Consider the following 25,049-nt stretch of genomic DNA (forward strand, 5'->3'; position numbering starts at 1 on the left):
CGCACCCTTCTAACTGGGGAGAGCCCTGCCGACTGAGGAGACCTCTCGCCACGACCCGGTTTGAGGTCCCGCACCCTGCTAGCGGGCGAGAACCCTGCTTCCCAGCGAGAACCCGGCTTCTTGGCGAGCACTCTGCTTACTGGCGAGAACTCTGCCAAAGACCCCACGACAGATCCGGGGTCCTTGTGATTTGGGAGAGCTCTGTCGTGAACCCGCGAACACCGACAGCGATCGCGCGGCAGGCCGGGCGCCTACTCGTCGTCGGGGTCCGAGAACGAGGTGTCGTCGAGGGGGTCCTTCGAGCGCTCGCCGATGATCAGGTGGGTGCGCACCGACTCGACCCCGGGCATCCGCAACACGCGCTGCAGCACGGTGTTGCTCAGCTCCTCGTGCGAGGGCGCCGCGATCTCGACGAGGTAGTCGATATCCCCGGCAATGGTATGCACGCGGGTGACGAACGGCACTTCGAGCAGGCGATCGGCGAGGTCGGCCCCGGCGGCGGTCGCGCCGGTGTCGACCACGAGCAGAGCCCGCACCGGCAGTCCAGCAGCCGAGACATCGACCCGCGCCGAGAAGCCGGTGATTACCCCATCCGCCATCAGTTGGCGCAGGCGTTCGTGCGCCGCCGACCGCGAAATGTGCACCGACTCGGCGAGCGCGCGAATCGACAGGCGCGCGTCGTTGCGCAGCGCCCGAACAATGGCCCGGTCGATTTCGTCTCGCATGCCCCGATTATCCCAGGGCGTTGCGCAGGCGAGCCTGATCGACGAACCATGTCGAGTGCTGCTCACCGTCGATCACGACCACCGGAATCAGCTCGCCGTACCGCACCTGCAGCTGCGCATCCGCCAGGATGTTGTGCCGCCGCAGCTCCGCGCCCGCGGCCGCCGCTTCGGCCACGACGAGGGGGGCCGCGTCCTCGCAGAGGTGGCAGCCGGGCTTCTCGTAAAAGTCGACGATCATGGCAGCGGCATGTGGGTCGCGTCGGCCGGGTCGCCCTGGTGCGCCTTCACGCGCAGGCGCAGCGTGAACACCGCGACCAGCGCCGCGGCGAGCGAGCCGAACAGCACGCCGAGGTGGGCGAACTCGAGGAACGTCGCGTCGCTGCGGAACGCGAGCTCTCCAATGAGCAGCGACACCGTGAACCCGATGCCCGCGAGCCCGCCGAGGGCAGCGATGTCCCACATGTTGATCTGCTTCTCGAGCCGGAACATCGGCAGCTTGTGCAGCACGAGCACGGTGAGGAAGATGCCAAGCGGCTTGCCCACAAACAGGCCGAGGAATACACCGAGGAACACCGGGTGCGTGATCGCATCCGCGGAGCTTCCCTCTCCCGGCGCAAACGGCACACCGGCCGCAAAGAAGGCGAACACCGGCAGCGCGACTCCCTGCGAAATGGCGTTCCAGTCGTGTTCCATATCCTCCGCAAGCGAGATCTCATCGTTCCCGCGCGGCAGCGCCGGCACGACAAGCCCAAGCAGCACCGCCGCAATCGTCGCGTGCACACCGGCAAGCAGCATCAGCCACCACGCAATGAGCGCGATCGGTACGAGCAGCCAGATCCTGTTAATGCCGCGGTTCACCAGGTACGCGTAGAGGCCGATCACGACGAGCGAGCCAATCAGCGCAACAAAGTTGAGGGCCGCGGTGTAGAAGATCGCGATCACGATAATGCCGAGCAGGTCATCCATCACCGCAAGTGTGAGCAGGAACGTACGGAACGTGCTCGGCAGACCCTTACCTACAACGGCGAGCAAGCCGAGGCAGAAGGCAATATCAGTCGCGACGGGAATCGCCCAGCCCTGCATCCCATCGATGCCGCTCGCGCCCACCACGATTGCGTAGGTGGCGGCGGGCACCACCATGCCGCCCACCGCAGCAGCGATCGGCAAGGATGCGGTACGCGGGTCGCGCAGTGCGCCGGTGACGAACTCGCGCTTGAGCTCGAGGCCGACGACAAAGAAGAAGATGGCGAGCAGCCCGTCGCTCGCCCAGTGCCCCACCGACATGTGCTCGATACCGAGCCAGGGCAGCGGCAGGTCGAAGTCGCGCACGTTCTCGTAGAAGGGCGCGAGCGGCGTGTTCGCGACGACAATCGCTAGCACGGCCGCGATGAGCAGCAGCGTGCCACCCATCTTGCGCGAGTTGAGGCGCTCCTTGAGCGAGAAGGTGTCATCTGGGCGATGGGCCGTCATGGGGCATCTCCGGTCTTGTGGGCAGGCAACATCATCGCTGACCAGACTTCCCAGCACACCGAGTGACAGTGTACGCGTCGCCTGGCCGCGCGGGAAACGCGTGAGGGGCGCCGGTCTCCCGGCGCCCCTCACGCTGCAGCAGTCGTTACTTCTTGTTTCGACGCTGGTGACGAGTCTTGCGAAGCAGCTTGCGGTGCTTCTTCTTCGACATGCGCTTGCGGCGCTTCTTAATCACTGAACCCATAGTTATTCCTTAGATCTTTCGGGATGCGCGCAGAGGGCCTCCGGCGCGCGGAGGCACATCCCGCAATTTTACACCCGAGGGGGGATTTAGGCGCGCTCCTCGCCGCGAATTCCGGCGATAGCGTCCTGAACGGCTGATTCCGGCACGCGATACGAGCGCCCAAACTTCACGGCGGGGAGGTCACCCGCGTGCACCATCCGGTAGACGGTCATCTTGGAAACCCGCATCAGCTCGGCAACCTCGGCAACGGTGAGGAAGCGGACGTCAGACAGTTCCGAATCCATAGATTCCCCCAGATCGTTGTTGAAGTCGTGCCCCGTGTGACGGTTGTGAACGGAGCGCTGAGTCAAGATTAGAGTGTTGCTCCCCGAATCTTCAAGCCTGGGGTATATAGTGCCGCGCATTCACCTCCGGGTCGTCCTCCTGTTGCCCGGGCGCAGTTGCGTATCGCTCCCAGCCGAGTACGATCGCTGTCATGCTGATCCCGGATGCTGCCCGGCGCTCGCCTCTGGGGCGGGTGCGCGATTGGGTCACCAGCATGAGCACGCACTCGCCGAGTCGCTTCGCCGTGCTGGCCTTCACCGGCATTATTTTTCTGCTCACGTTCGTGCTGATGCTGCCGATTTCCTCGGCGGACGGCACCATGACGCCGTTCCCGCAGGCCCTGTTCACGGCGGTCTCTACGATCTGCGTCACCGGGCTCGCGGTCGTCGACATGGCGACGCACTGGTCGCTATTCGGCGACGGCGTCGTCTTCCTCGGCCTCCAGGTCGGCGCGATCGGCGTGCTCACGCTCGCGTCGATCCTCGGCACCGCGGTCACCCGCAAGCTCGGCCTGCGCCAGCGCCTCATGGCCGCCTCCGACCAGAACTCGCTGCGCCTCCACTCGGGCCCGGTCGCCGANGTCGCAGGCGGTGCGCCTCGGCGACATCCCCGCTGTGCTCGCGACGGTGGCGGTATCGCTCGTCATCATCGAGACGATCATCGCGGTGCTCATCATGCCGGTGCTGCTGCTTCAGCCCGACTACGGCCCCTGGTGGGTCGCCGTGCGCGATGCCTTTTACTACGCCGCGAGCGCGTTTACGAACACGGGGTTCACCCCTAACGCCGAAGGTCTCGCGCCGTTCGACCATAATTTGTGGTTTCTTATTTGTATTGCGACCGCCGTATTCATAGGCTCGATTGGCTTCCCCGTCATCTTTGCCCTGACGCGATGGGTGAAAACTCGCCAGCGCCTCAGCGTGCATGTGAAGCTCACCCTCGCGGCTACCGTCATCCTCTTCTTCATCGGGTGGGCCGCGATTTATCTCCTCGAGTTCGACAACGCCGACACTCTCGCGAGCCAAGAGCCGTGGCTGGCACCATTCACTGCTGGCTTCACCTCCGTCATGGCGCGCTCAGGCGGCTTTTCGACCGTCGACATCGCGTCGATGAATGACTCGACCATCACCGTATTGAGCATGCTCATGTTTGTTGGAGGCGGCTCCGCCTCGACCGCTGGCGGCATCAAGGTCACCACGCTCGCCATCCTGTTTCTCGCGGCAGTCGCCGAGGCGAAGGGCGTTCAAGACATGCAGGTGTTTCGTCGCCGCATCCCCAACGACGTGCTGCGCCTCGCCGTCGCCGTCGCGCTGTGGGGAGCGACGATCGTCGCTGTCGCCGCGATCACGCTGATGCACATCACTGGCACCGAGTTCAAGTACGCGCTCTTTGACACCATCTCGGCGTTTGCCACCTGCGGACTGTCAACGGGACTCACCCAGAGTTTGCCCGATTCGGGAGTTTTCGTGCTCACGGCAACCATGTGGTTGGGTCGAGTCGGCACCGTGACCTTCGCGGCCGCCGTCGCCTCGAGCTATCGAAAACAGCTCTACACCCTGCCCGAAGAGAGGATCATCGTTGGCTGAAGCAATCTCCCCCAACGCCCCGGTACTGCTGGTTGGTCTCGGGCGCTTCGGTGCCGCCACCGCCGGGCAGTTACAGCGACTCGGCCGCGAGGTGCTCGCCGTCGATACCGACGCGGCCCTCGTGCAGAAGTGGGCCGAGCGCGTCACGCACGCGGTGCAGCTCGACGCCCGCAACATCGATGCGCTAAAGCAGATCGGCGCGCAAGAGTTCTCGATCGCCGTGGTCGCCGTCGGCACCTCGATCGAGGCGAGCGTGCTGGTGACCGCAAACCTCGTCGACCTGAAAATCCCGCAGATCTGGGCGAAGGCGATGTCGACCACGCACGGCCGCATCTTGCGCCGCATCGGCGCGCACCACGTGGTGTTCCCCGAGGCTGAGGCTGGCGAGCGCGCCGCCCACCTGCTCAACGGCCGCATGCTCGACTTCATCGAGTTCGACGACGGCTTCGTCCTCTCGAAGATGTACCCGCCGAAGCCGCTGCGCGGCAAGACGCTCGCAGAGTCGGAGATCCGCACGAAGTACCGCGTCACCGTCGTCGGCGTGAAGTCGCCGGGCGAGGAGTTCACCTACGCCGAAGCGGGCACGATGATCTCCGACCACGACGTCATCATCGTCGCGGGCGTGCCGGAGGACGTCGAGCGGTTTTCCGCGCTCCACGTCTAGCGGCCCTTCGCGTCTAGGCTCGAAGCATGCCTATGAACGTCGAGTCATTCAACCTTGACCACCGCACGGTGCGCGCACCCTACGTCCGCATCGCCGACCGCAAGGAGCTGCCCGGTGGCGACGTGCTCGTGAAGTACGACGTGCGCTTCACGCAGCCGAACGTCGGCCACCTCGAGATGCCCGCGGTGCACTCGATCGAGCACCTCACGGCCGAGCTCATGCGCAACCACACCGAGCAGCTCATCGACTTCTCCCCCATGGGCTGCCAGACCGGCTTCTACGCGCTCATGCTCGGCGTCGAGACCGACGAGTTCCTGCCGCTGCTCGAGCAGACCTTCACCGACATCCTCGCCGCGACCGAGGTGCCCGCGGCGAACGAGGTGCAGTGTGGCTGGGGCGCGAACCACTCCCTCGAGGATGCGCAGGCCGCGGTCCGCGGGTTCCTCGCGGCCCGCGACGAGTGGCTCGACGTGACCGGCGAAGGCGCCTGATGCGGCTCATCCTCACGGCGATGCGCGAGGAGGCCGCGCCGTTCGTCGACGCCCTCACCTACTCAAGCAAGGTCGCGACCCCGTTCGACGGGATGCTCGCCTGGCGCGGCACATTCGCCGGCCAGCCCGTGACGATCGCGACCACCGGCATCGGCCTCGCCGCCGCCGCGTCGGTCGCGGCGTGGGCGGTCACCCAGTGGCAGCCGGCGCTCGTCGTCTCGGGCGGCACGTGCGGCGGCCTCGCCTCGCAGACCCGCGTCGCCGAGGTCGTCGTCGCCGACTCGACCACCTACGGCACCGCGGATGCGACCGAGTTCGGTTACGAGCGCGGCCAGGTGCCGCGCCAGCCCGTGCGCTTCCCCGTCAGCGAGCGCGCCCTCGCGGTCGCGCGGGAGCTCGCGCCAAGCCACGGCTGGCACGTCGGGCGCATCCTCTCGGGCGACACCTTCGTTACCGCCCGCAACGTCGCCGACATGCGCGAGGCCTTCCCCGACGCGGTCGGCACCGACATGGAGTCGTGCGCGATCGCGCAGGTCTGCGCGTCGCTCGGCGCCGAGTTCATCTCGGTGCGCGGCATCTCAGATCTCTGCGGGCCCGAGGCGGGCGCTGACTTCCACGTCGGCATCGACGTCGCGGCGGCCGCGAGCCGGGACGCGGTCGAGGCGCTGCTGCGCGCCGTCTAGCCGGAAGACTGCTCGCTAGGCGTCGACGCGCAGCTCGAGGACGTCGCGCAGCAGCAGGCGGTCGAGCTGCTCGCCCTCGACGGCGAGCCACTCGCCGACCTCGCGCAGCAGCGATTCGGGCGACGCGAGGCGCACGTGCTGCCAGGTGCGCGAGTTATCGACGGCAAACTCGCCCGGCCCATCCGGGGTGATCGCGAGCCAGCCACGCACCTGCGCGACCTCGGCGAAGGTCTCGCGGAACCGCGTCACGCGGTGCGGGAACTCGTCGAGCGGCACGCTGCCCGGCTCGCCGTTGCGCACGACGTGACCCCGCGCATCCAGACCGTAGGTGCCCGGGTGCCAGAGGCGGTCGTCGATGAGCGCGAGTCGGCGACCGCAGAGCACGGCGTGCGAGATCGTCGAGATCGTCTCGTCGCCGTCGGGCAGCCGCAGGCCGTGCACGATGCGCACACCCGGGATGCGCTCGAGCGCGTCGAGCGTCGGGCCGATGAGCTGCTCGGCATACTGCCGGCGGATGGGGTTCACGCCTGCGAGCGAGTGCTGCAGCGCGACCTCGCCGGGCGTGCCCCATTGGCGCTGCTCGGAGTCGACTGCCGGCGCGGTCTCGTTCGCAATGTCACAGAGCATCCGCTCGCTCACCATGCGCTTCGTGCGCGGCTCAAGACCCCACGACGCGAGCATCGCGAGCAGCACGCCGACGAGCGAGAGCACGCCGCGCGCGACGTAGTAGGGCACGCGCTCGGTGTCGCCCTCGAAGATGCGGAACATCGCGATGAGGAACGCCCCGGCCGCGTCGAGCGCGATGCCCGCGATGTTCACCCAGAAGAGGATGCGCGCGAGCTGCAGCCGCGCGCCGACCCATCGCAACGAGATCCAAACGAGGGCGAGCACAAGCAGCACGTAGCTCGCGAGCCACCACGGCACCGAGAGGCCGAAGAGCGACTGCGCGATGCAGACGCCGATCGTGCAGAGGATAAAGGGCAGCACGGTGAGCAGCTCGCGCAGGCGCGGGCCGTGCACGAGCGGGCGCGCGGGCGGCCACACCTCGGGGTGGGGGTGCCACTGCGTGCGGTACCAGCCCATCCGCCGAGCGTCGACCTTCGGCTGCGGCAGTCGCTCGAAGGTGGGCACCTCGTCGGTGCCGGCGGCGGTACTGCGGGTCGCCGGGCGCGGCGGCGCGGGGCGCGAGCGGCTCGCCCGCTGCTGCTGGCGCAGGCGCACGCCGTAGTCTCGGCGCACGGGCGCGACGCCGGTGAGCTGCGCGAGCCACGAGTCGTGTTCGGAACGGCGGCGCGGGTTCGTGAGCACCTCAACCGCAAGCCGCACGCGCGTGAACTGCTGCGCATCACCGCCGAGGTCGGGGTGCGTCTCGCGCTGACGCGCGCGGCCCGCTCGACGAAGCTCAGCGTCGGTGACGTCGGGCTCGACGCCGAGGACTTCGTAGAGATTCTCTGGGAAGTCGGGGCTCATGCCGAGCCCGCAGCGAGTTCATCGTTGCGGCGGATGTTCGCGCGCATGGCGGCCTCGAACGTGCCGNCCAGATCGGCGGCCTCGAGTTGGGCGACCGACTGCTCTGTCGTACCCTTCGGGCTCGTGACGGCGCGGCGTAACTCGGCGGGCGTCTTGTCGGGGTTCGCGGCGACGAGTCCGACGGCGCCCCGGAAAGTCTGCACAACGAGCTCGTGCGCCTCGTCCGCGCTCATGCCAATGCGCTGCGCAGCCTCGATCATCTGCTCGATGAGGAAGTAGACGTGCGCGGGGCCCGAGCCAGAGATCGCGGCGAGGGCCGGGATGCGCGACTCCTCGAGTTCGACGACGGTGCCAACCGCCGCGAAGATCGCGCGGGCGTAGCCCATCGCCTCGGCGTCGGCGGCCAGTCCGCCCGCGATGCCCGCGGCGCCAAGACCAATAGCGGATGGGGTGTTCGGCATCGCTCGCACGACGCGCACGTCGGGTCGCAGCCGCGCCTCCATCGCCTCGGTGGTGATGCCGGCGGCGACCGAAATCACCACGGCGCCGGGCTCGATCGCGTCGCCCACCTCGTCGAGGAGATCGGCAATCATGTATGGCTTTACACCGAGCAACACGATCTGCGCGCCGGTGACGGCCTCGCGACTCGCGTTCGGGTTCGTCTCAATGGCGGCGGCCTCGACCCGCGGCTCCTGTGCAAAGCGGTCGGCCGATGCCTGCGACTTCGTCGTCACGCGGACCGGAAGCTGCGCGAGCGCGTCTCCAGCCAGCAGACCGGCAAGAATGGCCCCGGTCATGTTGCCGGTGCCGAGAATGGCGAGGTTTGGCAGAGCGTCAGTCACAGTAAAGGAGTCTATTCTGGTCGCATCGATCACGGTGACCCCGCGCGGGACACCGTGAAATCACGCCGCTACAGAGGGGATGCCGATCATGACGTCGAATGCCGCGGAGACCGTGCGCACGCTGATGCTCGAAAGCGCCTACGTGAACGAAGTGCTCAAGGTAGCGATCGACGACAACGAGAAGATCGTCGGGGTGCAGTTCTGCCTCGCCAACATCGACGACCTCGTCGCCCTGCCACCGCTGTTTGCCCAGCTGCGCGCCAACATCAAGCTCGCGCTGCCCGAGGTCGAGCACGTGTTCCTTGAACCCGACGTGACCGAGCGCCGCGCCGAGGCGGTGCCCACCGAGAACGTCGTCATTCGCGGCTGGGACTAACTAGCGCCCCGCGAAGAACCTCGTTAACGGTTCCGCACACTCGGCTTCGAGCACACCGCCCACCACCTCGCTGCGCTGCGGGAGTCGCCCGTCGCGCAGCAGATCGTAGACCGACCCCGCTGCGCCGGCCTTCGCATCCCACGCCCCGAAGACGACGCGCGCAATGCGGGCCGTGAGCGCCGCGCCGGCGCACATGACGCACGGTTCGAGCGTGGTGAATAGGATGCAGTCGTCGAGCCGTGAGCTGCCCCGCGCCGCCGCCGCCGCCCGCAGCGCCACGATTTCGGCGTGACCAGTCGGGTCGTGCTCGACCTCGCGCACGTTACGGCCCGTACCGAGCACATGGCCGTCGGCATCCGCGACGACCGCGCCAATCGGAATATCCCCGGACTCGCCGGCAAGGCTCGCCTCGGCGAGCGACACCCGCATGAGGCGCTCATAGAGCTCAGGTACTCGCATCCGACACCTCCGACTTCACACGCGACGCAAGTTCGCTCGCTACGCTAACTCCTATGGAGCTGCACGTCGCGAACCACCCGCTGATCGACCACAAGATGACGCTGCTGCGCGACAAGTCGACGCCGTCGCCGGCGTTTCGCGAGCTCGTCGCCGAGCTCGTCAACCTGCTCAGCTATGAGGCGACACGGGGGCTGCGCGTTGAGCGCGTCGAGTTTGCGACGCCGGTCGCCACCACGACCGGGTCGAAGGTGACCGAGCCGCTGCCGCTCGCCGTGCCGATCATCCGCGCCGGCCTCGGCATGCTCGACGGCTTCCTCAAGCTCATGCCCTACTGCGAGGTCGGCTTCGTCGGCATGCGCCGCAACGACGAGACCCTGCAGCCCGAGACCTACGCGAAGCGCCTGCCCGAAGACCTCGCCGACCGCCAGTGCTACGTCCTCGACCCGATGCTCGCGACCGGCGGCTCGCTCGCCGCCACCGTGCACTTCCTCCTCGAGGCCGGCGCGACCGACGTCACCGCGATCTGCCTCGTTGCCGCGCCCGAGGGCGTCGAGAAGATGCAGGCCGACTTCCCGGGCGCCAACGTGCGGGTCGTCGTCGCGGCGCTCGATGAGGGGCTCAACGAGCAGGGCTTCATCGTGCCCGGTCTTGGCGACGCGGGCGACCGCCTCTACGGCATCGTCGACTAGGCGTCCGAGCCGACGCCAAGCACGAGGTATTCAACCTGCTGCTTGACGAAGGCGAGCCCTTCGCAGGCTTTGAGGGCGTCGGCCCTCGCGCGTTCGAACTGCTGCGCGAGCCCCTCCGGCCAGTGCGGCAGCCGCGACTGCAGCGCGCCATCGAGACGCTCGAGCGCGTCTTCGAGGCCGATGTTGCCCGGGTCGATCGGCGCGCGCCTGGGCACATGCGGCTCGTCGGAGGGCGCGCTCTCGCGCAGCGCATCCTCAAAGCCGGTGATCGCACTAATGAGGTCGGTCGCCAGCTCGGTCCAGCGCTGCACGAGTCCCCGAAACTCGAGTTCCGTGGGGGTGTCGAAGCCACTGCGGGGAATTCCGTCGAAGTCGGCGCGCACGAGTTCGAGCAGGCCCATGAGTTCGGCGCGCGAGGCGCTCACAATTTGCACACTGTCCGCGATCGCGCGATCCATAACCGGCTGATTCATGGCCCACCTTCTCGCAAAACTGATAGCCGTCTCGGCCTGGTGCGAGTATACGAACGCGAGGTCAGGGCCTGCTCAACTGGGGCCTGAAATCACCCCGAGGGACCACCCCATACAACTTCCGACCGATATCGGCCGCGAGCCGAACGTCCACAACTCACTTGAATTCGAATACCTACTTGACTTTGGTTGAGGGCGCAAACAAACTTAACGACATGACTGCAAATTACGCCCGCCCTGTGTTCGCCCTTGAGGTGGCAGGTCGAGTCGGCATGATGGCCGGCGTTGTGGCGTGCTGTCGAATGTGTCGCTAGCACGTATCTCCGCGCGCGGTTCTCGCGCACCCAGCCCGATTCCGGGCACGTACTCGCACACAACGACCTCATCTGCAGCAAGGAATCTTCCATGTCGAACATCGCCCCGTTCTCACGCCCCACGCACGCCCACGTTCCCACGGCAGCGGCTGCGCTCAAGCCCGTCACCTCGAGCTACCCCGCCGCTGCGGCCGAGCAGCGCGAGGCCGCAGCCCCGGTGCAGCCGGTCGCACCGGCCCCCGAAACCCGCGGATTCGCCCTCTACGTCGGGCTCGACACCGACACCGCGACCGCCGATGGAGTGACCCTCACCGAGGTCGTCACCGCCCTGCGCCGCGTGCTCGCTGAGCGCGCCCCGTCGGCCTCGAGCTACGCATCCGTCGCCTTCGCACCCGCCGGCGCCCCCGGCGACAGCATCGACCTCGTTCGCCTCGCGCTCCAGGAGCCGGGCGCGGTGCGCGACCAGCGCGCCGCGCGCCAGGAGGAAGAGCGCGCCGAAGAGGCGAAGCGCTCGCAGGCAAAGGTCGAAATCGACACCTCGCGCAAGCGCGTACTCGTGCAGGGCGAGAACGCCGAGTTCACGTACAAGGAGTTTGAGCTGCTGCAGGCGCTCGTGCTCCGCGAGGGCCGCACCGTCAGCCGCGAAGAGATCATCGACGTGCTGTGGCGTGAGTCACACGAGGAGCGCCCGCACGAGCGCACCATCGATGTCCACGTGCGCCGCCTGCGCCAGCGTCTCGGCGACTACGCCGACATCGTGCGCACCGTGCGCGGCATCGGCTACCGCTTCGACCGTCACGCAGACGTGCGCATCGTGCACTCGCTCGCGCCCTCGCCCAACCGCCACTAATCTCGGTGGGGTCTGGGAGGTTGCGTCGCATTCTCCGCACGCCGCAACCTAGACTCGCGTACGTGAGTGACACAGCACATCGATCCGCCGCGGCCGCAAAGCCGAGCGACGCCTGGGAAGCGCTCTTCCGAGCGCAGGTGTCGATCATGCGCGACCTGCGTCGGGATTTCACCAATGTCGGCATGTCGATGAACGAGTACGACGTACTCTTCAACACGTATCGCGCGCCGAACCATCGCATCCGCCTGCGCGAGCTCAACTCGTCGGTGCTGATCACGCAATCCTCGGTCTCGAGACTCGTCGACCGCCTCGTCGCGCGCGAGTTCATGGTGAAGCTGGAAGACGAACTGGATGCGCGCGGCACGGTCGTGGAGCTGACGGCCGAGGGGGTGCGCGCGTTCCGCAGTGCCGCGATCGTGCACACCGAGAACATCAACGATCGGGTCGGCAGCGTGCTGACGCCCGAAGAGCTCGTCACGCTGCGTGATCTCTGCACCAAGCTGCGCGAGCACGACGAAGCATGAGCGACTCCGGGGTCGCCTGGCCGGGTGGTGAGGGCGCACCCGTCTCGGCGGCGGCCGCGCGCTCGCTCGCCGCGTCGCTACAGGCCCTCGCCGAGCCGGCGCGACTGCGCATCCTCTCGATCGTGTCGGCGAACGACCCGCGGCCGACGACCGTGACCGAGCTCGTCGATGCCGTCGGGCTGTCGCAGGCCACTGTGTCGCATCACCTCAAGCATCTGCTGCAGGCGGGTTTCGTGAGCGCCGAGCGTGCGGGAAACTGGAACCTCTACCGGGCCAACGCCGACGCGTACGCCGACGTTGTGCAGCGGCTCTCCCCCAACCGCTAAGGAACCAACGTGAGCCAAGCCATCGCCATCGTCACCGGGGCTTCGAGCGGAATCGGGCACGAGATCGTGCGCGAGCTCGCGTCGACCCACCGCATTGTCGCGCTCGGGCGGGATGCGGCGCGGCTCGCCGCGACCGGGGCCGACATCACGGTCACCGCCGACCTGCGCGATGCGGGCGAGTTCGCCCCTGGCGGCAAGGTCGCGGCGCTCATCGACTCGCTCGAGCGCGTTGACGTACTCGTACATTCTGCCGCCGTGGGCACGCCGGGCTCGTTCGCCGACACGGATGCGGCCGAGTGGCAGCGTCAGCTCACGACGAACGTCGTCGCACCTGCGCTGCTCACGCGCCTCGCGCTGCCGAAGCTGCGGGAGGCGGCGGGCACCGTCGTGTTCCTCGGCTCGGGCGTCTCGGTGCGTCCTGCGCACCAGATGGCCGCTTACGTCGCGTCGAAGCACGCCCTCAAGGGACTCGCCGACTCGCTCCGGCTCGACGAGGCCGAGTACGGCGTCCGCGTGACGACGGTCATGCCCGGCCAGGTCGACACCCCCATGCAGGTGGAGCTGCAGGAGGGTCTCGGCAATGCCTACCGCCCCGAGCGCTACCTACGCCCCGAGACCGTCGCTCGCGCGGTTCGGTACGTTGTTGACGCCCCCGAGGACGCGCACCTCATCGACCTCAGCATCCGCCCCCGCGTCGCGAGCTAGCTTTGCGATCTTGCGTCGCTCGAGCCAGACGGCGACCGCGATGCCCACCAGCGCGATCGCGAACCAGATGAGCAGGCGGCCGACCGCCGCACTGACGTTGATGGTCGAGCCCGCAATGAGCGCGCGGAACGCCTCGACCGAGTACGACAGCGGCAGCCACGGGTGGATCGCCTGATAGAACGGTGGCGTCGTCTGCACGGGATACGTCGCGCCCGCCGAAGAGAGCTGGAGCACGATCATCACGAGCGCGAGGAATCGGCCCGGAGCGCCGAGCAGCGCGACTAGCGCCTGGTTCATCGCGACGAAGGTTACGCTTGCGAGGAACGCCAGACCAACTACCGGCCACACCAGTGCGTAGTCGACGCCGACGAGGAAGTGCACGACGAGCAGCATGAGCGTGCTCTGCACGAGGCCCATGATCGCGCCGGGCAAGAACGCCCGCAAGGTGTCGACGAGGATCGACCCACTGCCACGGGCCTTGCGAAGCGGCTCGTGCATCATGAAGTACGCCATGCCGCCGACCCAGAGCGCGAGCGACATGAAGTAGGGCGCCATGCCGTCGGCATTCTTCTTGACCTGGTTCTGGCGGCTCGTGTCGAGCTGCACCGGGTTCGAGGTGACGTCCGCCAGCGTCTCTGACTCGCTGTCGGTGTAGGAGGGTACTTGGTCGACGCCGTCCTCAAGGCCCGAGGTGAGCTCGCCGCTGCCGTCAATCAGTTGATCGAGGCCGTCGCGCAGTGAGCTAGTGCCGTCGGCCGCCTCGCCCGTGCCGTCGGAGACCTGGTGCGCGCCGTCGGCGAGCTCGTCAGCGCCGTCACTGAGCTCGCTCGTGCCACCCGCGAGGGTGTTCGCTCCCGAGGCGAGTGTGCTCGTGCCACCGGCGAGGGCCGAGGCGCCGTCGGCGAGCTGAGCGTTCGCGTCGGCGAGCTGCTGCGCGCCCGAGTTCACCTTCGCGATGCCGTCGGCGAGGGTGCCGGAGGCGTCGCGCAACTGCGAGGTGCCGCCCGCAAGGGTTTCGGCGCCGGTAGCGACCTGCTGCGCGCCGTCATTGAGCTGGTTAACCTGGTCGACGATCGCTCCCGGGTCCTGCAGCGCATCGAGGCTCGAGAGGTCGATCCCCTCGAGGCTCGTCGCCGCGTCGTCGAAGCCGGTCTGCACCTGCTGCGCGCCCGACTGAATCTGCGTCACGAGCGCAAGCTTTTCTTCGTCGGTGAGGGCGTCCCAGTTCGTCACGAGGTCGTCGAGGCCGGTCGCGACGTTCGAGGCACCCGTCTGCAGCTCGCCGCCCTGGGCGGTGAGCTGTTCGGCGACCTGCGCGACCGTCTCGGCGGTCGACGCGGCGCCGTTCACCGCATCCGCGAGCTGCTGCGTGCCGTCGGCGACCTGACCGGCGCCGTCGGCGAGGCTCTGCGCGCCATCGTCGAGCTGCGCCGCCTGGTCGGGCAGGCCCGCGGTCTGCGTCTCGAGCTCGGCCGTGCCGGCCGCGAGCTCGTTCGCACCGGTCGCGGCCTGCTGCGCGCCCGAAGAGAGCTGCTGCGCGCCCGCGTCGAGCGTCGCGGCACCCGAGGCGAGGTCGGATGCGCCGCTCGCGGCCTGGTCGGCCCCGCTCGCGAGCGTGTCGGCGCCACTCGCGAGTTCACCGGTGCCGCTGACGAGCTGGTTGATACCAACCAGCAGCTCGCCCGCACCGTCGTAGGCCTGGCCGATGCCACTGCCGAGCTCTTCGGAGCCGTCGGCGGCATCCTGCAGGCTGCCGTGGATCGAGGTGAAGCCGGCGTAGATGTTCGTCAAATACTCGTGGGACACCTCGGTGGCGAGCTCGTCGGCAACGACGGTGCCGATCTGGTTCGCAATCGTGCCGACGAACATGTTCACGGCGTCGTTCGTCTCGATGTGCAGCTGCGCCCGCTTCGGGTCGTCGCCCGCGGGCGAGACCGCGTTCGCCGAGAAGTCCTCGGGAATCGTCAGCACCGCGAGCACCTCGCCGTCGGCGAGCTGCTCGGCGGCCTCGTCGGCCGACAGCTCCTCCCAGTCGAAGTTCTGCGCCTCGTCGCTGTCGACGAGCTTCTCGGTGAGCTGGTCGCCGAGGTCGACGGTCTTCGTCTCGCCGTCGGTCGTCTCGGTCGTGGTGGCGACATCGTTGTTCACGACGGCGGCCTGGATGTTGTCGAAGTTGCCCTGCGGGTCGCTGAACGAGCCCGTGAGCAGGCCCGAGTAAATGAGGGGCACCGTGGCGAGGCCAGCAAAGATGATGGCTCGCCACAGTTTTCCGTTGCGGTTCTTAGCTTGCGTTTCGGTCATTTCGTGAAGTCCGTCATTGAGTAGTTGGCCGCACCAGAGGCGGCAAGGATGTTCGCGGCGAATCGCTGCACGGTGGGTTCCAGGGCATTCTCGCCCATGAAATCGCTGGAAAGCCAGGCAATCGCGCGCCAGACGGCGCCGGCACCGAGGAATTCGGCGCGGGCCAGGGCCTCATGCTCGTCGACGCCCTCGCGAAGGCGGGGCGCGAGCGGCGAGTGGTGGAGGAATTGGTCGGCGAGGTAGTGGACGATGCCCGCGAGCACCGGCACGGCGGCCGGGCCGCTCAGAATCGGCAGGTAGATCGCGGCATCCCGCTGCAGTTCGCCGAACAGCAGCGTGAGGCGGGCGCGGGCGAAGTCGTCCCACGAGTCGCCCGGCATCCCGTTCGGCATGCGATCGAACAGCTCGCCGAGGCGCTGCAGGGTGGCGACGCGCACGAGGTCCGGCACATCGGTGAAGTGCTGGTAGAAGGTCGGCCGGCTCACGCCGGCGCGCTTCACGACATCGGTAATCGAGGGCGTGCCCCCGTCCACAGCCAGGTGGGCCCAGACCGCCTCAATGAGGGCGGCGCGGGAGCGAAGGGCGCGTGGGTCGATGGCGTTCGTACTTGTCACGAGCGACTAATTTACATTTGTAAATTAGATTTCGCAAGGGGTGCCACACCGCCAACACACAGCTTGGTCGGTGCGATGACATCGGTGATGGGGTCCGCCAGCCAGCGCGAAATGCACGCTGTTGAATTCGTAAGCCTTGCTCGTTCTACCTGCGACGGCGCCGAGCATACCAAGGCTCAGGGACCCTGTGAGCATGGCAGTAGAGTCAGCATCAGTTAGCGAGGATTGACGGTGATGGACCCCTGGCGAACAAGGAGAGGCCCGATGAACTCTGAAACCAGCGGTGTCGTATCGGCCCCACCAGTACCCGACAGGAGCATTCTTGCCCCCGCCACAGCAGAATTCGCCAATCTAGTCGAACGCCTCGTCGCCAGCGCCGAGCAGTGCCGCGGCGAACCGCAAGCAATGCTCGCGACCCTCGGCGAAGACGCGATTTCGCCAGAGGACTTTCCACTCCCCGGCGAGCACACGCTTGCCCTCTGGGAGCTGCTCGCAGAAGTGGCCGCCACAGATCTGGTCGCAGCGCGCACGCTCGAACCCCACCTCGACGCACTGGCCATTACTGCGCAGAGTCCCGAACCAGTACCTGCCAAGGGCACTTGGGGTGTGTATGCGGCGGAAGGTGGCGACTCACCGTTGACCGCCCACCATCATCTTGGCTCAGCGGCGGACGTGCATTTGAACGGCGTCAAGCCGTGGTGCTCGCTGGCGGGATCACTCGACGCCGCGTTGGTGACCGCCCACACGGACGAGGGACGTCAGCTATTCGCCATCGATCTTCACCACCCCGGCGTCCAGGTGGAACGGGTGCGATGGGTGAGCCGTGGGCTCGCGCACGTCCCCAGCGGCCCGATTCGTTTCGACAACGTCCCCGCCACAGCCGTCGGTGCCGTGGGCTGGTATTTCGATAGACCAGGATTCGCGTGGGGCGGCGCCGGGGTGGCCGCATGCTGGTTCGGCGGCGCCGTCGGTGTTTACCGCGATCTCGTCTCGGCGGCCGCGCAGCGGCCGCCGGATCAGATTGGTTTCGCCCTACTGGGTCGTGCCGCCCGGTTAGTTCGGACCGGGAAGACTGCGCTCACCGATGCAGCGGAACGCGTCGACAACGCCTCATTCGATTGGCCAGACTCCCTCGCGCTGCGCAGCACGATCGCAGACATCTGCGCCGACGTGCTCGAGATCTCGGGTGTGGCGCGCAGCCCTTCCGCCCTCGCGTTCGACGATGTGCATGCCCGTCGCGTCGCTGACCTCGCAATGTACCTGCAGCAGCATCACGGCGGCCGAGACGATGCCGCTCTTGGCGAGTTCATCGTGCGTGACGATCCGTGGCATGCGCTCACCGGGCCCTCAACTCTGGTCGCCAAATCATGACCGCCCCGCGGTTCACGCACGACGAGCCCGGCACGGGCGCTTCCGACTGGGATTGTGCGCACGAGCTCCCCGGCGTCACGACGACACAACTCCTCTCCCCGGGCGCCCCGCTCGTCGTCGTCGTCGCCCATCCCGACGATGAAACACTCGGAGCGGGCGGTCTGATTGCGACGGCGGCCGCACACGGGCATGACGTCACCGTGGTGCTCTGCAGCGACGGTGAAGCGTCGCATCCCGACTCCCGCACGCACACGCGCCAAGAACTCGCCGTGATTCGACGGCGAGAGTTCACCGCAGCCATGGACGCGCTCGGGAGCACGTCGAGGAAGTCCTGCAACCGTGTTTCGTTCACTGCTCTGGGACTGCCCGACGGACATGTGGGCGAGTTCGGTACCGAAATTGAGGGGGAACTTCGACGACTCGTGACTCCGGGCAGCACCATTGCATCGCCCTGGCGGAGCGACGGCCATCCCGACCACGACGCGGTCGGCGAGATAGCCGCGGCAGTAGCCGCCGAGCTTGAGCTGACACTGCTTGAATTTCCGATCTGGTACTGGCACTGGGCTCAGCCCGTCGCTGATCCTCGCTGGCGGTCCATGCGCATCTTTCGGCTCGATCCGAGCGCGGCGGGCGCAAAACGGCTTGCGATGGCCGCATATCCCTCCCAGACGACGCCGCTCTCCGCAGCGGCAGAGGACGCTCCTGTGCTCACAGAGCAGTTCTTGCAGCATTTTCACCGAGACACGGAGGTGTTCCTTCGCACCGAACCCGGCTCGCTCGGAGCGCCGCAAGCGCGCGAAACATTTAACTCGCTCTTCAACAGCGACCCGGATCCCTGGCGCTTCGACAGCGATTACGAGGTGCGCAAACGAGAGGTCCTGCTTACATCGCTCTCTCGTCCGGTCTACCGGCAAGCGTTGGAGCTCGGGAGCGCGACCGGCGCGCTCACCGAGCGGCTGGCGCAGCGGTGCGAATCTGTGGTCGCGATCGATGCGAGTGACGTGGCCGTCGAGCGCAGCCGTGTCCGCTTGTCCCAGTACCGGCATGTTCGTGTCGAGCAACGCGAGCTACCCGCGGATTGGCCAGACACCGGTCCCTTCGACCTGGTTATCATGTCTGAATTCGGTTACTACCTCACTCGTATCGAGCTGGGGGAGGTCTTCGAACGGATCGAAGCGTCCGTGACGCCAGACGCACAGGTGGTGCTCTGCCATTGGTTGCACCCGATCGACGGTTGGGCGCTGGACGGGCGTGACGTGCACGAAGCCGCCCGGCGACGTGGATGGACCGCGCGGGTCACGCACCACGAAGCGGACTTCCTTTTGGAAGTCTTCACATTGAACGCGTCGAGTGACTCGATATGAGGGGTCCTGCGTGCTCGGCGTTGGCGGTGGTGATTCCGGTACGCGACGAAGCTGCGCTAATCGGACAAGCGGTCGTCGCGGCACTGGCGGCGATGACCGCTGCCGAGTCGAGTTTCGGCGTCCGCACTCTCCTTGTTCTCGCATTCGACACCTGCGTCGATGACTCCGAGCTTGCCGCCCGCGCCGCATCTGCGGGCGATCCGCGGGTGGAGTTCGTGCGGCTCGAATCGGGCATGGTCGGACGAACACGCGCAGTCGGCGTCGCTACGGCGCTGGGGATCCTGAGGCTACCGCCCTCAAATGTCTGGATCGCCAACAGCGACGGCGACTCTCAAGTACCGGCCCACTGGTGCGTCGAGCAACTGCGCGAGGCAGCGGAGGGCGCCGCCGCCATAGTGGGTACGGTGATCCCGACCGGCAGTAGGGACATGAACGAAACGCTCAGCAAATGGGCAGACGACTATCGGCCGGTTGATGGGCACGAGCACGTCCATGGCGCGAACCTCGGTGTCCGAGCCGATGCGTACCTCGCGTCGGGCGGTTTCCCTCCGGTCACACACGACGAGGATGTGCGTCTCGTGCAGGCTCTGCGGGCTGGAGGTTATCGCGTCGTGGCGTCCGCTCGATGTCCAGTGCACACCTCCGCGCGGACACTCGGTCGCGCGCCGCACGGTTTCGCGGACTACCTCGCCGGGTTGCAATCGGACGCGCCACGCAGTCGTTGAGGTCTAACACAAGCGAGTCTGATAGGCCTTCCGTACAGACGAACGGAGATCTCATGGCAACAAAGAGCACATCGACGAAGACCAGCGCCCGCCGTAGCACCAGGCAGAATGCGGAGGGCGGGTTCAAGGCATCGGCATCACTCACCGACGACCTCCAACGAGTACACATTGACCTCATCGAACTTCATCTACAGGGCAAGCAGGCGCACTGGAATGTTGTCGGCAAGAACTTCCGTGATCTCCACCGCCAACTGGACGAGATTGTCCAGAGCGCGCGTGAGTTCAGCGATGAGGTCGCCGAACGCATGCGCGCGCTCCATGCCATTCCGGACGGACGCAGCGGCACGGTGGCCAAGAACACGACGCTGCCCGAGTTCCCCGCGGGCGAAGTCGACACCGCGGACACAATCGACCTCATCACCGAGCGACTCGAAACCACAGTCGGCACGCTTCGGGACGTGCACGACAACGTCGACGAACAAGATCCGACGAGCGCCGACCTGCTGCACGCGATCATCCAACGCTTCGAGCAACTCGCCTGGATGGTGAGCGCGGAGAATCGCACACCGTCAAAGTAACCACACGACCGAACCGAACACACTAGCTGCTGGCGCCATACGCGATTGTGAAGGGAATGCCGTTGACACCTCACCCTCCGATCCGTGTGGCGAGCGTGCCCGCCAACCACGTCTACGTTCAGCACCTCCAACCGCTACATCCAGTTCGGGAGGCAAGGGTGCTTCGGCTTGAGGACCCGACACCGGCGGGCTCGGGGGCCGGGGCTGCTGCGCGGTGGTGGCCGCCGGTGATGCTCGACCCCGAATGGGTTGAGCATCACCGCGGCGAGTTCGATATTTTCCATATTCACTTCGGCTTCGACGCACGTACCCCCGAACAACTCGAAGCATTGGTTGCCGCCCTGCGGGCGGCCGGGAAACCTCTGGTCTACACGGTGCATGATCTTCGCAATCCGCATCACGAAACCGACGAACTGCACGATGCACAGATCACCGTGCTGATGAACGCGGCCGATGAACTCATCACACTCACCGACGGCGCGGCAGACGAGATTTCGCGGAGATGGCGAAGAACCGCGAGGGTGCTGCCCCATCCGCACGTCGTCCCCCTCGACTTGATACCAAGATACCAACGACAGCACCGCTCGCGGCGAAGCGCATTCCGCATCGGCGTTCACATCAAGAGCCTGCGTGCCAGTATGGATCCACTGCCGGTCATTCGCGCGCTTGTTGACTTGCGGCAGCGCCATGACGGCATCGTGATTCAAGTGAACGGCCACCGCGACGTGCTCGATCGAGACGGCGCGAGACGAGACCCCGTACTCGGCAGTTGGCTGCAGGAACAGGCAAAATCGGGCTGGATCGATTTGCGCGTTCACGATTATTTCTCGGATGCGGAGTTGTGGCGCTACCTGACAAGTCTTGACGCCTCGGTGCTTCCGTACCGATTCGGTACGCATTCTGGTTGGTTGGAAGCGTGCCGTGACGTGGGCACCACCGTCATCGCGCCAACCTGCGGGTACTACACGGACCAGGCACCGGTGATCTCATACCAGCACGATGAGAGCGGGTTCGATGCAGATTCGCTCCAGGCGGCCGTGCTGGCGGCAATTAGCGCACCCCCCGCCCCTGTACCGAGCGCGTCATTTCGCCGGGCACAGCGTGAGGAGATTTCGCGCGAGCATGCGGACCTGTACCTACGGCTCGTGAACACTTCCCCATGACGTGGGCGCCGCGGGCAGCCGTCACCGACGTGCGGTCCGTGCCTCGCTCTTGGATCATTCCCGCGGCCAGCGACGCCGCGCAGACGCTGTGCGGACACCGCCGGTGATAAGACCTCGCGCGCGGAACTCGTCGAGCCAGCCCCGCATCGGCCACGTCTGCCAACGCGTGAAGAATACGTTCGCATTGCGGACGATGTCATCGAGGTGTTGGGTGGGGGGCGTACTCGTCTCGTGCCACTGGTGGTACGCGCGCGCCGCACCAACCCACACGAGATCGATGCCGCAACTCGCCGCCATGTATCCGAAGTCGGTGTCCTCGCCCCCGTAGCCCGAATACTCTTCGCAGAATCCGCCAATGGTGCCCCAGGTTTCCACCGAGAGCGCGAACGAAAGCGACCAGAACAAGTCCGGGGACTCGGCACGCGCCACCTCGCCCGGCGCCGGTGCCGGGCGAGCTGGATGTGGCGCATCCAACTCACCGATCGTGCCGATGGGGTAACCATCCACGCCATGCGGGTCGAGATACGTTACCGGGCCACTGAGCAGACTCCGTTGCAGGGCCGGCCGACCGGCAGCGTCAGCGTACCCGCCAACGAGCGACTGCCCCGGGATGCAATCCACGTCGAGAAATATGAGCAGTTCCGCTCCTGCCGCGATCGCCGCCGCCGCACCAAGATTCCTAGCTCGCGACAGAGGCAGTCCGAGCGGCGTGCTCGGAACGTCGACGACCGTCGCGAATGGCGGGGCCATGGCACGAATCTCAGGATCGTCCATCGCGACGATGATGTAGTCGTCCGGCGCCTGCGCGGAGAGGGCGAGCCCCTCCTGCTGAGCGCGAAGGTGCGCATGTCGCCCATGTGCGATCGTGATAACTGCCGTGCGCATCATGACTTCCCCGCGATATCCCGGATGACCGCGGCGGCCCGATCCGCACCGTAGCCATCGTTCCACGACTTCCAGTTTCTGCCGTCAAGCTGTCCAGCCCGCTCAAGTAAGTGGGCCCAGTCGTTACGTGCGAAGCTGTTCGCCACCATTACCGGGAGTCCGTCAGCCCGCGAAAGCGTGTGCGCCGTCATGATTTGTTCGCGGAAGGGGCGTTCCTGCGGAACTACTAAGGCGGGAACTCCGACAGCAGCAATGTCTGCGACCGCACCCTGGCCCGCATGGCTCACCACCATCGACGCGCGTCTAAGCCAATCCGCCGGGTTAGGCGACCAGTTGTCGGCACTCGTGCCCACCTCGATCCACTCCACACCGGGTGTCTGCGCGCGAGCGGCGCGGATTTCGGGTTCACGCATGCCGCCACCGCCACCACCACCCAGGACGACTACTCGATGTATCGACGCCGGGGTGCGTCCGGGACTGTTCGCCTGGACGGAGATCGCACCCACGGCAAAGAGTTTCCCTGCCAGAGGCTGAGCAACCGGTCCCGCGCCGGGAGTGTCTGCGGTGTCGACGCGGAGCATCCCCATCGCCCACTCGGGCCACGCGCCGATGATGGCATCCGAGACATCGAAACCGAGGCGGTGCGCATGATCGGACCGCACACCTGGCAAGGCTATGCTGACGACCGGTACGCCGTGGAGGCGCGCGAACAAGGCCACCTCTACCGAAACGTCGACCACCATCGCATCCGGTGCAGTCCTGTCGATCCAGGCGGCGATCTTCGCCATTCGATGCCGTAAACCCGCGTCGTGTTTCGGCGCCCAATGCAGACGTCCATCAGCCGTTTCGCTGCGTCCGTGACCGCTGACGTCGTCGCGCTCGAGTTGGAGCCACTGGCCCGGCCATCCCTCGGGCCGAGCCAGCGACGAGATGCCGGTGATTGGAACGCCGAGCCTGGCGGCGATCGCGCACGCCCTCCGAAGATGGCCGCGCCCGTGATGGTGAACGTAATAACCGATCACAATGCAGTAGTTCTGCGCTTGCCCGAACTGACGGCCGCGTCGAGGACCCGTTCATACCCAGTGACCATTCGCTCCAGCGAACAGTGCGCGACGGCATGCGCGCGGACCTCGTCCCGAGGCAGTGCAGCAGCCTCGGCGGCTGCCTGCGCGAGTGCGTGCGGTTGTTCTGCCTGCACTAGACGACCAGAACTCGCCCCGATAACCTCTGGCAGAGCTCCTCGCTCGAACCCTGCTACCGGGGTGCCGCTCGAGGTAGCTTCTGCCGCCACCAGCCCGTAGGGTTCGTTCCACCGTGGCGTTACAAACGCGAGCTTCGAGTGCCTCACCACGTCCCGGAGCGTGGAGTGGTCCAGGTGCCCGAGATACCGGATTTGGGTGCCGAGCCACGGTTCGACTTCGGCCTCGAAGTAACCCTTGTCGTGCACAGGGCCGGCGATATCGAGTGACATTCCGGCTTCGAATGCGGCGCTGATCGCGTCAGCAGTGCCCTTCTCCGGAACAATCCGCCCGAACCAAATAGCTCGTTCCCCACCAGGGCCGAACCGCCACGCGTCCGTATCCACTCCGTTGAGCACAACCGTTGAGTCGACCTGCTCGGCCCAGGCAAGCTGCATATGCTTGCTCACCGTAACAAAGGTCGTGTTTGCCCCTCGAACACGCATCGCCGACTCGAGCCAGTCCAGGGGTGGCGTATGGAGCGTCGTCACTAGGGGAATGCTGAGCAACCTGGACATCGCGATCGGCAAGTGATGGATACTCACGTTCAGCACCACGTCGAATCGGTTCGCGCCGGACTCGGCAAGGTCGATCATGAGCGACAAGTAGGCATGGTGCTCACGGATCCACATCTTCGGTGAGGCGCCTACATCATGGCGCGCCGCAGTGCTCGGTTCAAACTCCGCCGCATCGTAGAACGATGCGTTCAATGACGGGTCAGAACCCCGCGCGGCGAAAAGCGTGACCTCGTGCCCTCGCTGCGCGAGTTTGGTGACGAGCATGTGTGTGTGGGCCTCAAGGCCGCCAGCGAACGGTTCGATAATCGGAAACCGCGCTGGGCCGATGATACAGATTCTCACTAACGCAGGCTCCGGAGACTTACGGGGACAGAGGTTAGTGCGATGCATGGCAGCATAGCCACCCAAGATGCACGCGAAATCATGAGCACGTCCTTGATCGGTCTTCGGTGATCGTCTCGTTTTTCATAGCATGGGGGTGCTGCTCTCGCATTTCCTGGGAGGCGGGTGGCTGCACCTCCTCGGCGCGCTCAGTGCTCTTCTCCGAGCGCAATCTCAGCCCCCCCCTGACCGAGATCAAGCGGATTTACCCGACTATCACGGTGTATACGCGGCCCATGTAATGTGGCTCGCATGGCGCCACGCGAAGAGGTCCTTGTCCGCTACCTCAAGGCGTGGGAGCAACGGCCGACGCCAGCGCATCCGCGGCAACACCTCGTGACAGTTCGCAGAGAACCAGTCGCGAGATCGCTGGGGCGACGCGGTGCGCAACGCCGAGTTGTTCGTGATGGGACAACCCGACCACCGTCAACGCCCGTCCGTGCGACCTCGACGACTTCCTCGACTTCTCGGCAAAGCAAAACGGCCCGCCGAAGCGGGCCGTCCAGTTCTGTCTCCACACAGAGTGCGCCTGGAGGGACTCGAACCCCCAACCTTCTGATCCGTAGTCAGATGCTCTATCCATTGAGCTACAGGCGCAGGTCGCCTTGGCGACTGATCTAGCTTAGCAACGCCCAGGCGGAAGTTCAAATCCGCCCCAGAGAGTAACTTGGAGAGGTGACAACTGGGCATGCGGGCTTCTCT

The 25,049-nt window shown here is 66.4% G+C and carries 28 protein-coding genes, 1 tRNA gene and 1 pseudogene; 15 read left to right on the forward strand and 15 right to left on the reverse strand.

Going from position 1 to position 25,049, the window contains the following annotated elements:
- Positions 1-251: 251 nt before the first annotated feature.
- From ID132_RS10545 to ID132_RS10565, 5 genes are all read right to left on the reverse strand, one after another.
- Positions 252-725, reverse strand: a complete 474-nt coding sequence (locus ID132_RS10545; protein WP_125106733.1) for an Lrp/AsnC family transcriptional regulator — start codon at positions 723-725, stop codon at positions 252-254.
- Between the two features lie 7 nt (positions 726-732).
- Positions 733-963, reverse strand: coding sequence for a glutaredoxin family protein (locus ID132_RS10550; protein WP_193128567.1), 231 nt, complete (start codon positions 961-963; stop codon positions 733-735).
- Positions 960-2,195: a Na+/H+ antiporter NhaA gene (gene nhaA / locus ID132_RS10555; protein ID WP_193128568.1), complete on the reverse strand. Its 1,236-nt coding sequence runs from the start codon at positions 2,193-2,195 to the stop codon at positions 960-962. Before nhaA ends, ID132_RS10550 begins: the two co-directional genes overlap by 4 nt.
- 145 nt (positions 2,196-2,340) lie before the next feature.
- A complete protein-coding gene (locus ID132_RS10560; RefSeq protein WP_005504750.1) occupies positions 2,341-2,439 on the reverse strand; it encodes a 30S ribosomal protein bS22 in 99 nt (32 codons plus the stop codon).
- Positions 2,440-2,525: 86 nt separating this feature from the next.
- Complete coding sequence (locus tag ID132_RS10565) at positions 2,526-2,723, reverse strand: helix-turn-helix domain-containing protein (RefSeq protein WP_193128597.1); 198 nt, start codon at positions 2,721-2,723, stop codon at positions 2,526-2,528.
- Positions 2,724-2,977: 254 nt separating this feature from the next.
- Here ID132_RS10565 and ID132_RS10570 point away from each other — a divergent pair.
- The 4 genes and pseudogenes from ID132_RS10570 (at position 2,978) to mtnN (ending at position 6,184) form a co-directional block, all read left to right on the forward strand.
- Positions 2,978-4,346 (forward strand): annotated as a pseudogene (locus tag ID132_RS10570) (TrkH family potassium uptake protein).
- Entirely contained in the window at positions 4,339-5,010 is a 672-nt protein-coding gene (locus ID132_RS10575; RefSeq protein ID WP_211198390.1) for a potassium channel family protein, read from the forward strand. The pseudogene ID132_RS10570 and the gene ID132_RS10575 overlap by 8 nt, the downstream one beginning before the upstream one ends.
- A gap of 32 nt (positions 5,011-5,042) precedes the next feature.
- Positions 5,043-5,501, forward strand: a complete 459-nt coding sequence (locus tag ID132_RS10580; protein ID WP_125107435.1) for an S-ribosylhomocysteine lyase — start codon at positions 5,043-5,045, stop codon at positions 5,499-5,501.
- Complete coding sequence (gene mtnN, locus ID132_RS10585) at positions 5,501-6,184, forward strand: 5'-methylthioadenosine/S-adenosylhomocysteine nucleosidase (protein WP_193128569.1); 684 nt, start codon at positions 5,501-5,503, stop codon at positions 6,182-6,184. The genes ID132_RS10580 and mtnN overlap by 1 nt, the downstream gene beginning before the upstream one ends.
- Before the next feature lie 15 nt (positions 6,185-6,199).
- Here mtnN and ID132_RS10590 read toward each other — a convergent pair whose 3' ends face one another.
- Together ID132_RS10590 and proC are read right to left on the reverse strand one after the other, a co-directional pair.
- Positions 6,200-7,654: a J domain-containing protein gene (locus ID132_RS10590; RefSeq protein ID WP_193128570.1), complete on the reverse strand. Its 1,455-nt coding sequence runs from the start codon at positions 7,652-7,654 to the stop codon at positions 6,200-6,202.
- Positions 7,651-8,529, reverse strand: coding sequence for a pyrroline-5-carboxylate reductase (proC, locus tag ID132_RS10595; protein WP_459562480.1), 879 nt, complete (start codon positions 8,527-8,529; stop codon positions 7,651-7,653). The genes ID132_RS10590 and proC overlap by 4 nt, the downstream gene beginning before the upstream one ends.
- A 55-nt stretch (positions 8,530-8,584) precedes the next feature.
- On the opposite strand from proC, the gene ID132_RS10600 reads away from it, so the two are divergent.
- Positions 8,585-8,872 carry a hypothetical protein gene (locus ID132_RS10600; RefSeq protein ID WP_193128572.1) on the forward strand — a complete coding sequence of 96 codons (288 nt, stop codon included), beginning with the start codon at positions 8,585-8,587 and terminating at the stop codon, positions 8,870-8,872.
- Here the strand turns inward: ID132_RS10600 and ID132_RS10605 are convergent, their stop codons facing one another.
- Positions 8,873-9,331: a nucleoside deaminase gene (locus ID132_RS10605; RefSeq protein ID WP_193128573.1), complete on the reverse strand. Its 459-nt coding sequence runs from the start codon at positions 9,329-9,331 to the stop codon at positions 8,873-8,875. It abuts the gene before it with no gap.
- A gap of 53 nt (positions 9,332-9,384) precedes the next feature.
- Between ID132_RS10605 and upp the strand changes: the two genes are divergently transcribed.
- Positions 9,385-10,020, forward strand: a complete 636-nt coding sequence (gene upp / locus ID132_RS10610; RefSeq protein WP_193128574.1) for a uracil phosphoribosyltransferase — start codon at positions 9,385-9,387, stop codon at positions 10,018-10,020.
- On the opposite strand, the gene ID132_RS10615 is transcribed toward upp, so the two are convergent.
- On the reverse strand, positions 10,017-10,493 hold the full coding sequence (locus tag ID132_RS10615) for a hypothetical protein (protein WP_193128575.1): 477 nt from the start codon (positions 10,491-10,493) through the stop codon (positions 10,017-10,019). The genes upp and ID132_RS10615 overlap by 4 nt on opposite strands.
- A 402-nt stretch (positions 10,494-10,895) precedes the next feature.
- Between ID132_RS10615 and ID132_RS10620 the strand changes: the two genes are divergently transcribed.
- The 4 genes from ID132_RS10620 to ID132_RS10635 all read left to right on the forward strand — a co-directional run bounded on the left by ID132_RS10620 (position 10,896) and on the right by ID132_RS10635 (position 13,209).
- Positions 10,896-11,654 (forward strand): winged helix-turn-helix domain-containing protein, encoded by a 759-nt coding sequence (locus ID132_RS10620; protein WP_125106721.1) that lies wholly within the window; start codon positions 10,896-10,898, stop codon positions 11,652-11,654.
- A 62-nt stretch (positions 11,655-11,716) separates the two neighbouring features.
- Entirely contained in the window at positions 11,717-12,178 is a 462-nt protein-coding gene (locus ID132_RS10625) for a MarR family winged helix-turn-helix transcriptional regulator (RefSeq protein WP_328744244.1), read from the forward strand.
- On the forward strand, positions 12,175-12,504 hold the full coding sequence (locus tag ID132_RS10630; protein WP_125106720.1) for an ArsR/SmtB family transcription factor: 330 nt from the start codon (positions 12,175-12,177) through the stop codon (positions 12,502-12,504). Before ID132_RS10625 ends, ID132_RS10630 begins: the two co-directional genes overlap by 4 nt.
- 9 nt (positions 12,505-12,513) lie before the next feature.
- Positions 12,514-13,209, forward strand: a complete 696-nt coding sequence (locus ID132_RS10635; RefSeq protein ID WP_125106719.1) for an SDR family oxidoreductase — start codon at positions 12,514-12,516, stop codon at positions 13,207-13,209.
- On the opposite strand, the gene ID132_RS10640 is transcribed toward ID132_RS10635, so the two are convergent.
- Complete coding sequence (locus ID132_RS10640; RefSeq protein ID WP_193128576.1) at positions 13,108-15,510, reverse strand: YhgE/Pip domain-containing protein; 2,403 nt, start codon at positions 15,508-15,510, stop codon at positions 13,108-13,110. The two genes, ID132_RS10635 and ID132_RS10640, sit on opposite strands and share 102 nt — an antisense overlap.
- Complete coding sequence (locus ID132_RS10645; RefSeq protein WP_193128577.1) at positions 15,507-16,124, reverse strand: TetR/AcrR family transcriptional regulator; 618 nt, start codon at positions 16,122-16,124, stop codon at positions 15,507-15,509. Before ID132_RS10645 ends, ID132_RS10640 begins: the two co-directional genes overlap by 4 nt.
- 264 nt (positions 16,125-16,388) lie before the next feature.
- On the opposite strand from ID132_RS10645, the gene ID132_RS10650 reads away from it, so the two are divergent.
- From ID132_RS10650 to ID132_RS10670, 5 genes are all read left to right on the forward strand, one after another.
- Positions 16,389-17,495 carry an acyl-CoA dehydrogenase family protein gene (locus ID132_RS10650; protein WP_193128578.1) on the forward strand — a complete coding sequence of 369 codons (1,107 nt, stop codon included), beginning with the start codon at positions 16,389-16,391 and terminating at the stop codon, positions 17,493-17,495.
- On the forward strand, positions 17,492-18,859 hold the full coding sequence (locus tag ID132_RS10655; protein WP_193128579.1) for a bifunctional PIG-L family deacetylase/class I SAM-dependent methyltransferase: 1,368 nt from the start codon (positions 17,492-17,494) through the stop codon (positions 18,857-18,859). The genes ID132_RS10650 and ID132_RS10655 overlap by 4 nt, the downstream gene beginning before the upstream one ends.
- A 26-nt stretch (positions 18,860-18,885) precedes the next feature.
- A complete protein-coding gene (locus ID132_RS10660) occupies positions 18,886-19,584 on the forward strand; it encodes a glycosyltransferase family 2 protein (protein WP_193128580.1) in 699 nt (232 codons plus the stop codon).
- A 53-nt stretch (positions 19,585-19,637) separates the two neighbouring features.
- Positions 19,638-20,162, forward strand: coding sequence for a Dps family protein (locus ID132_RS10665; RefSeq protein ID WP_193128581.1), 525 nt, complete (start codon positions 19,638-19,640; stop codon positions 20,160-20,162).
- 230 nt (positions 20,163-20,392) lie between these two features.
- On the forward strand, positions 20,393-21,325 hold the full coding sequence (locus ID132_RS10670; RefSeq protein ID WP_235988497.1) for a glycosyltransferase family protein: 933 nt from the start codon (positions 20,393-20,395) through the stop codon (positions 21,323-21,325).
- A 54-nt stretch (positions 21,326-21,379) separates the two neighbouring features.
- Here the strand turns inward: ID132_RS10670 and ID132_RS10675 are convergent, their stop codons facing one another.
- The 4 genes from ID132_RS10675 to ID132_RS10690 form a co-directional block, all read right to left on the reverse strand.
- Entirely contained in the window at positions 21,380-22,210 is an 831-nt protein-coding gene (locus ID132_RS10675) for a glycosyltransferase family 2 protein (protein ID WP_193128582.1), read from the reverse strand.
- On the reverse strand, positions 22,210-23,232 hold the full coding sequence (locus ID132_RS14945) for a glycosyltransferase (RefSeq protein WP_125106713.1): 1,023 nt from the start codon (positions 23,230-23,232) through the stop codon (positions 22,210-22,212). Before ID132_RS14945 ends, ID132_RS10675 begins: the two co-directional genes overlap by 1 nt.
- Positions 23,229-24,356: a glycosyltransferase gene (locus ID132_RS10685; protein WP_193128583.1), complete on the reverse strand. Its 1,128-nt coding sequence runs from the start codon at positions 24,354-24,356 to the stop codon at positions 23,229-23,231. Before ID132_RS10685 ends, ID132_RS14945 begins: the two co-directional genes overlap by 4 nt.
- 515 nt (positions 24,357-24,871) lie before the next feature.
- A tRNA-Arg gene (locus ID132_RS10690) sits at positions 24,872-24,944 on the reverse strand.
- Positions 24,945-25,049 lie beyond the last annotated feature (105 nt).

The sequence above is a fragment of the Gulosibacter sediminis genome, from assembly GCF_014904065.1.
GTDB lineage: Bacteria > Actinomycetota > Actinomycetes > Actinomycetales > Microbacteriaceae > Gulosibacter > Gulosibacter sediminis.